The sequence below is a fragment of the Paenibacillus sp. FSL H7-0331 genome (assembly GCF_001956045.1).
Genome location: NZ_MRTH01000093.1, coordinates 1 through 7,395, shown reverse-complemented (window position 1 = coordinate 7,395; position 7,395 = coordinate 1). Strand labels below are relative to the sequence as shown.

At 43.5% G+C, this 7,395-nt stretch carries 9 protein-coding genes, 2 pseudogenes and 1 riboswitch; of the genes and pseudogenes, 6 read left to right on the top strand and 5 right to left on the bottom strand.

The genetic code is table 11. From position 1 onward, the window contains the following. The coding region (locus BK127_RS41305) for a TetR/AcrR family transcriptional regulator (RefSeq protein WP_076238450.1) at positions 1 to 458 on the bottom strand (458 nt) is incomplete at its 3' end. 229 nt (positions 459 to 687) lie between these two features. Between BK127_RS41305 and gap the strand changes: the two genes are divergently transcribed. From gap to hemQ, 5 genes are all read left to right on the top strand, one after another. Continuing rightward, the gene (gene gap, locus BK127_RS41300; protein WP_076238449.1) at positions 688 to 1,698 is read left to right on the top strand and encodes a type I glyceraldehyde-3-phosphate dehydrogenase; all 1,011 of its coding nucleotides are present in this window, start codon (positions 688 to 690) and stop codon (positions 1,696 to 1,698) included. 27 nt (positions 1,699 to 1,725) lie between these two features. Beyond that, positions 1,726 to 2,073, top strand: coding sequence for a MarR family transcriptional regulator (locus BK127_RS46000; protein ID WP_082350554.1), 348 nt, complete (start codon positions 1,726 to 1,728; stop codon positions 2,071 to 2,073). A gap of 100 nt (positions 2,074 to 2,173) precedes the next feature. Further along, on the top strand, positions 2,174 to 2,413 hold the full coding sequence (locus tag BK127_RS41290; protein ID WP_076238447.1) for a NifU family protein: 240 nt from the start codon (positions 2,174 to 2,176) through the stop codon (positions 2,411 to 2,413). A gap of 101 nt (positions 2,414 to 2,514) precedes the next feature. Next, positions 2,515 to 2,766, top strand: a complete 252-nt coding sequence (locus BK127_RS41285) for a response regulator transcription factor (protein ID WP_076238446.1) — start codon at positions 2,515 to 2,517, stop codon at positions 2,764 to 2,766. Positions 2,767 to 3,123: 357 nt separating this feature from the next. After that, positions 3,124 to 3,870 (top strand): hydrogen peroxide-dependent heme synthase, encoded by a 747-nt coding sequence (gene hemQ / locus BK127_RS41280; RefSeq protein ID WP_076238445.1) that lies wholly within the window; start codon positions 3,124 to 3,126, stop codon positions 3,868 to 3,870. Positions 3,871 to 4,135: 265 nt separating this feature from the next. Next, positions 4,136 to 4,221, top strand: a riboswitch (cyclic di-GMP riboswitch). 310 nt (positions 4,222 to 4,531) lie between these two features. Here the strand turns inward: hemQ and BK127_RS41275 are convergent. Then, positions 4,532 to 4,699 (bottom strand): annotated as a pseudogene (locus BK127_RS41275) (glyceraldehyde 3-phosphate dehydrogenase NAD-binding domain-containing protein); the annotation flags it as partial. Between the two features lie 294 nt (positions 4,700 to 4,993). Here BK127_RS41275 and BK127_RS45995 point away from each other — a divergent pair. Next, positions 4,994 to 5,170 (top strand): transposase, encoded by a 177-nt coding sequence (locus BK127_RS45995; RefSeq protein ID WP_083689978.1) that lies wholly within the window; start codon positions 4,994 to 4,996, stop codon positions 5,168 to 5,170. 81 nt (positions 5,171 to 5,251) lie between these two features. Here the strand turns inward: BK127_RS45995 and BK127_RS41265 are convergent, their stop codons facing one another. The 3 genes and pseudogenes from BK127_RS41265 to BK127_RS41260 all read right to left on the bottom strand — a co-directional run bounded on the left by BK127_RS41265 (position 5,252) and on the right by BK127_RS41260 (position 7,100). Continuing rightward, a complete protein-coding gene (locus BK127_RS41265; protein WP_256711698.1) occupies positions 5,252 to 6,442 on the bottom strand; it encodes an MFS transporter in 1,191 nt (396 codons plus the stop codon). 105 nt (positions 6,443 to 6,547) lie between these two features. Further along, a pseudogene (locus BK127_RS45420) lies at positions 6,548 to 6,640 on the bottom strand (sugar ABC transporter permease); the annotation flags it as partial. Then, on the bottom strand, positions 6,624 to 7,100 hold the full coding sequence (locus tag BK127_RS41260; RefSeq protein ID WP_144026725.1) for a DUF2306 domain-containing protein: 477 nt from the start codon (positions 7,098 to 7,100) through the stop codon (positions 6,624 to 6,626). The gene BK127_RS41260 and the pseudogene BK127_RS45420, both read right to left, overlap by 17 nt. Between the last annotated feature and the right edge of the window lie 295 nt (positions 7,101 to 7,395).

The window sequence follows — 7,395 nt, the reverse complement described above, 5'->3', positions numbered from 1 at the left end:
GAATCCAGATCTCCCCTAAACTCCCCAGCTTTAATCCCGTCACGAATAATACTTTTCATCATATCCAAGAAGCTATGCAGCCCCTGCCTTGCTCGACCATAAAGTTCCGCATGAGTATCGTCACTTTCTACAGCTGTATTCTGCATGGGGCATCCGCCAATAAATGGTGGATTATCGACAACATCTTCATATACACGAAAAAATGCAAGTAACCTCCCTGACGCAGACTGCTCTTGGTCGACCGCCTCAGCAAATTTCCCGCTAACCAGACTGGCAGCGTAATTGTAGGCTTCAAGCGCAATCTCATCTTTACTGGCAAAATGTCGATAGATGCCCCCTTTCTTAATTCCGGTGTCGGCAATAATATCATTTAACGATGTACCGGCATAACCTCTTTGATTAAAGATTGCTGCCGATTTCATAATAATGTGCTCTCTTGTTCGATCTCCTTTTTTCATAGGTTCCTCCGTGATCTTATTCTAATCTAACATTATATCAAATTTTACGTCCGAAACCTTGCAAATGTCTTAAATCCTGATATAATAAAGGTACCGATCGGTATCTTTTATTTTAAAACAAACCCATTCCAAAGGCAAACTTGTTTGGCTTCGGCTCAGTGCTTACCTTTAAGTTCTATTGGACAAACTTATGTGGAATGGATTTCGAACGAAACAGGAGGGTTATTCAATGAGTGTAAAAGTAGGCATTAATGGTTTTGGGCGAATCGGAAGACTCGCTTTCCGTCGAATTCAAGAGGTGGAAAATATCGAGGTTGTGGCCATAAACGACCTGACTGACGCAAAAATGCTGGCCCATCTGCTCAAATATGATACTACGCAAGGCACTTTCCATGGTGATATCGAAGTTCATGGTGGAGCTTTTACTGTTAACGGTCAAGAAATTAAAGTGCTGGCTAACCGCAACCCTGAAGAAATCCCTTGGGGCGAGCTTGGCGTAGATATCGTACTCGAATGTACAGGTTTCTTCACCACCAAAGAAAAGGCCGAGCTTCACCTGAAAGGCGGAGCAAAGAAAGTTGTTATTTCCGCTCCGGCAACAGGCGACATGAAGACCATCGTGTATAACGTAAACCATGAAATACTGGACGGAACAGAAACCGTCATTTCAGGCGCTTCCTGCACAACGAACTGTCTAGCTCCCATGGCTAAAGCTCTGAACGATAAGTTTGGCATTCAATCGGGGTTAATGACAACCGTACACGCTTATACAGGTAATCAGAACACTCTTGACGCGCCAGATTCAAAAGGAGACTTCCGCGCAGCACGGGCTGCTGCAGAGAACATTGTTCCTTACTCTACCGGTGCGGCAAAAGCCATTGGCCTCGTTCTTCCCGAACTGAAGGGCAAACTTGATGGTGCCTCTCAACGTGTGCCTGTTGCAACAGGCTCCGTAACGGAACTCGTAGCCGTATTGAACACCACGGTAACAGTTGATGAAGTGAATGCCGCTATGAAAGAAGCATCTGATCCAGAAACATTCGGTTACACAGAAGACGAGATCGTATCTTCCGATGTGAAGGGAATGACATTCGGGTCCCTATTTGATGCCACTCAAACAAAAGTTCTGACAGTTGGGGATCAGCAACTGGTAAAAACCGCATCCTGGTACGATAATGAAATGTCTTACACCGCGCAACTGGTTAGAACATTAGAATATTTCGCAAAAATCGCCAAGTAACATTGCTGCAATTCTTCTTAATTCTACCTGCAAGCGTCAAAAGAGCAGGGGATTTCCGAATATCCTGCTAATCTTACATCTGTACACGTCATTGACTGTATTGGCAATAATGATCCCATCAACAATACAGCACTTGCCGAAAAAATGGATTTAACGAAAGCAAGCATAACAAAGATAACGACCACATTATTAAAAGATGGTTTTATTGAGCGTATCCGTCTTAACGATAACAAGAAGGAAATCCACTTCAGATTAACGGCAAAAGCGCTGGAATTATATGTACTGCACGGAAAGCTGCATAAGCAGGAGCAAGATCGGTACTTCCGATTTCTAGAACGTTACACTAGTGAAGAGTTAAGTTTTATCAAGACATGATTGATGAATTAGAGGAAAGAATGATAGAGAGAAAGGCCATTGATTAAGGATATGCGAACAGTGAAGCTGATGGCACAGCCTCTATGAAAGGAGTCATAAAATGAGAGATTACGAGGAATTGTTCGAAGAGGTAGACGATGTATTGAGAAAACTGCGTCCTTTTTTAATGCGCGATGGCGGGGATGCTGAATTGGTTGAGGTTAAGGATGGAGTGGCTAAATTAAAATTCTTGGGAGAGTGCAACGGCTGTCCTAGTGCAACGATCACATTGAAGGCTGGCATTGAACGTGCCATTTTTGAAGAAGTGGATGGCATTCATGAAGTCGTTCAAGTCTTCTAGAAAAAAGGGTGACCCAACAACAGCTTTCATGCTGACATACGTTTGGACCTGCCTTTTCGCTACAATAAGAGCGTAAACTAACTTGAAACGCATGCAGCTTCATGACGTACAGTCTCGTTATATTGGATGCAGCAATTCCCTATCAGGATGGAATCACTCTTTGTTCTAAGATCAAGAAAGATATTGAGGTGCCGATTATCGTTGTGACTGATAACGACCATCAGATGCTGGAGAGTTTTCAAGCTGGCGCTGATGATTGCGTACTGAAACCGTTCAGTTCCACAGAGTTGATTCTTTGTTTCAAAGCGATCATTAAACGCTACACGGCAAAGAGATCTTACGATTCACCATAGACTATCAGCCATAAACCCGTTCATTTTCGTTGAAGGAATATAAATTGCCATTATAGATGTTTAGCCCCAAAGTACTAACAAGAGAGTATTTATGTGGTTTGGAAGTAGTAGTAACCAAAAACTACAGTATGATTGATACGCGTATAAAAAAATGAGATGAATTGATCAAAGCGTCTATAGTTTCGTACATCGTGATTTAAACCATAGGGGAAGCGGATATATTCTACGAGACCCCATGTAATAACATTAGTGAGAGGAGCAAATAAAATGACGTATTATAAGCTTGTTCAAGAAGATAATGAAATTCAAAAAGAAAGCCATTGGATAAGCCACAACAACCAGGGGGGCTGAAGTAAGATGAGTGAAGCAGCAGAAACGCTAGAGGGATGGTACGCGCTGCATGATTTCCGCACAATCGACTGGGTTGCCTGGAAAGGTGCAACCGCAGAGGAACGCGAGACTGCAAAGCATGATTTGATGATGCTAATCTGCGAGTGGTCTGCGGTCGAATCCCGGATGGAAGGCAGCTTGGCAATGTACGCCGTCGTCGGCCAGAAGGCAGACATTATGTTTATGCACCTACGTGAGACACTCGAGGAGCTGAACTCAGTGGAGAACGCATTTAATCGTTCCGGGTTCGCCAAATTCGTGAAACCAGTTTACTCGTACGTCAGTATCGTCGAGCTGAGCAGTTATTTAGCACCTCCCGGCTCCGATCCGATGCAAGTTCCCGAGGTAGCCGCTCGCCTTAAGCCAATCCTACCCAAGGCGAAACATATCTGCTTTTACCCTATGAACAAGCGACGCATGCTCAACGATAACTGGTACATGCTGTCTCTGGAGGAGCGCAAAAACTTCATGCGCAGTCACGGTATGATCGGGCGCAATTATGCGGGCAAGGTCAAGCAGATTATCACCGGCTCGGTTGGCTTCGACGATTGGGAGTGGGGTGTCACACTGTTTGCGGACGAGTCGCTGCAGTTTAAGAAGCTCGTCTATGAGATGCGGTTCGACGAGACTAGCGCACGCTTCGGCGAATTCGGCCAGTTCTACGTCGGCAACATACTCACACCCGGTGGCTTGACAGAGTTGCTGAACGTGTGAGGCCAAAAAAGACGCCAACGGCTAATTTAGGCTTCACGGATTTGTGATTTTTTTATCTTTTGTGACAGTTCTAGGTCCGTTTCGAAAATACAAGTATCTCGTATTGTATGCGTGCAAGAAAGAAAAATTTGACTGCAACTAATAAACCCAATTGCATTGTACCGAGGGAACTTAACAAAAACGGATGTCCAGATTGTCGACGTGTTGCGACTCAATACGGAATTGTCACGTTGAATGAATATGCGTCAACCCCTATCGAATAGACTAGGAAAAAAGGCAAACCTGATCGAAAGACAGGGACGCAAAGCCACGGGTCTTCTGCACTAGTGCAATGATCGGCAGGTTACCCTCTCAAACCACACCAAGATGACAAGCAGGCACGCCAGTGAAGGGGCGTGTCTTTTTGTCATTTGAAAATAAAAAGAGGTGATCGATTATGAACAAACAAACGAGCTTTTCTGTAGAGATAATAGATTTGATCCATAGGAAGAACGGGAGTATTAAAGTATTACTGGCCGATAGTGACCTAGATTGGCAACAGCGACTCGCTATGTTGATTGAATCCGAGCCAGATATTTATTTATCTAACATCGTTTCGACATTTAACGCCAAATTAAACATGGCCGTATTCATAGTTATAAGACATTTCGTTATCGTACCAAGCTACTTTCGTGGTGAAGAAGCCTGTACATTCGAGAACGATGTCTACGCCAAGCTCTCCCCAAGGGAGTTCTTCAGGATTCCGCTTAGCCAGAACCTTAACCTCTTTGCCGTTTACTTTGAAGGTTCCGCAATGGACTTCAATGTCACCGTGAAAAGTCCTTGCTGTTTAATGAAAATAAAGTATTTTCTTTGAACACTTGCGTTGTATCATATTACAGTCATTGAAAAATCCCCCTATAAGTTTTATTTATTCCAAACTGGCGAATGCCTGTCATGAAATCAAAAGAAGTCAGCTCTTCCATGGTCAGGGTGTCCTACGTCCCCTGAGTGGATGGCCCGGCGCTATTTCCTTCTGGACCTTTAAACCGGCTTGTTGTACAATAAAAAGGGACTGAATGGTACCTTTTATTGTAGCATGATTCTAGTGAATGGCAAGCCCGGCAAAGAATGAACCGTAAATTTGATTCAGTTCCAAAAAACATTCAAGACCGAGGAAGCCTGCCATCAGCATTTGTACAAGTTGAAGTGGCCCGAGGGGTTTCACTGTCCGGAATGTCAGCATCACAAGGCATATGAGATCAAAACACGCAGCTGCCACTATACGAATGTACAAATTGTCGTCATCAAACGACGGTAACTTTGATTGATAAATAGAAAAGGTCCTGAATCGTTAGGTTGGAATACCAAACGACTCAGGACCTTTTTTGTTGGAGAGATATTAAGCTGCTAACTTGGATGCATCTTTTATATTGGACTTACGGGTAAGAGGTATAAATAATAAGATAGATAAGAACCCAAGTAACAAGAAGACAATTCCTACCCACATGACGCTTTGAATACCCATGCCATTGATAAATGCACCACTAACCATTGTACCAATGGTAACTCCAAGATTTGAAAACGCTACGAACAGACCGTTAGAGAAGTCTGGTGCTTCGGGCGCGGATGAAGTGATCATGTACTGGGAGATATTAAGGCCAAAAGTAAACAATACGCCCCAGAAAGCAATAAGAAGTATCATGGGAACAGTAAACGATCCGAGCAAGAATAGTACCAAATAACTACCAACAAACACGAGTGGATAGACAAAGGCAGTCTTTAACGCATTATTTGTAAGTAATTTACCTGCGAGTAAATTACCTATCATCCCTGTTAAACCAAATAGAATAAGCATTAAGCTAATCGTATTTGAAGACATTTCCGTTACACGCCCAAGGTACTCTGCAAAGAAGCTGAATGTTGCATACATACCAGAAAGGATAAAGATTGCACCAAAGATGGCTGCCCAAACAACACCTTTCTTCAAAATACGAACCTGTGAGCCATAAGACTGTTTTTGTTTCACGGGAAGGGAAGGGACAAAGAGAAGAATGGCCAAGAATGTTAAAGCATTTACAACAGCAAAGAATAACATCGCTATCTCAAGATTCGCATAGTCCGCAATAAAAGAGGCAATTGGAGTTCCAATAATCATACCCGCTGTGAGACCCATGAATACACGACCGATTGCTTTTGGAGCCATTTCTGGACTAACTGAGGAAGCAGCTGCAGTAAAGGCAACAGACACGTAAACCGGATGTAGGAATGCAGGAACAATTCTTGCTATTAAGGCTATTGTAAAATTGGGGGCAAACATAGAAACAACGTTACTAACCACAAATAGCCCGATAGCAAGAAGCATAACACCTTTACGGTTAAATCCTGAGAATAACAATGGCAAGATAGAACCTGAAATTGCAACTGCGAGTGCGAATAGGCTAACAAGCAGGCCTGCAGTTGAAACGCTAACTCCAAAGTTTTCAGCAATGAGTGGCAATATCCCGATAATGCCCATCTCTGTATTAATGATTCCAAAAACCCCGAAAGCTAGGATGAAAATAATAAATGCTTTTGATTTGGTAACAGACACAATATTCACTCCTATTTATATTATTTTGTATAACTACTGTGAAAATGAAAAAAGATATACTGGTATTTTTCTATTAGGAATCAATCTATAATCAAAGATTCATCAGAGCATCTTCCCGATTTGTAAAATTAGCAAAATAACAATGGTAGGCTTAATCCCAGGCAAAGTAATATGCCATATTTTAAGAAGCCTGCTCGCCAGCCTTTCGTCTCCGAATGGTCCATTCCGCCGCCAAGAAAAGAAGTACGATCGTTCCTATAACACTCGCCGTACATCCGACCTCATAGCTCATTCCCAGCGCGTTGATGAAGAGAAGCATAAGCGTATGTATTATCTGATTTGTAAAGCAGAACGCGTAACTGCGGATCATCCAGCGGCGGTGGTTTTCAACCCGTCCTTGTCGAATATCCAAGTATGCGTTCGCTGTTATAAATATCCAAATGATATTAAGCAAATTGAAGGCTACACTCACGACCTTGCCTCCGGTCGCAAAAGGAGCCATATAGCCTGATGTGATGCATACGGCCAGTACGGCGACGACATAGACGTAGCCGAGAATACGATGCGTCTTCCGGTACTTACGGAGCTTGGCACTAGCAAAGTTTATGGCTCCCGCAGCGATTGCGATGCAGGCGAAGATGACGTGAACGTTCAGCATAGTTAGCCAGACAGACAGGTAAATTCATCGGACGGATGAGCTTGGTCTTGTGGCTCAAAAAAACCGACGCATCCGGATCCAGGGCGAAACGATTCAAGGGCGTCCAGAAGACGAAGGCTGCAGCAACGGTAAACAGGAGGCGGAAAGCACTTTTAGCGTTCATCAGCCTGAGGCGCGTTACCTATCAATCGGCGAGAGTCACGTTGACTGCGCAGCCGGGCAAAACGGAAACCGGCGAATGTGAACAGTGAAATGAAAAACCAGCAATTAAGCCGAGAACAAGAGACTGTGACTA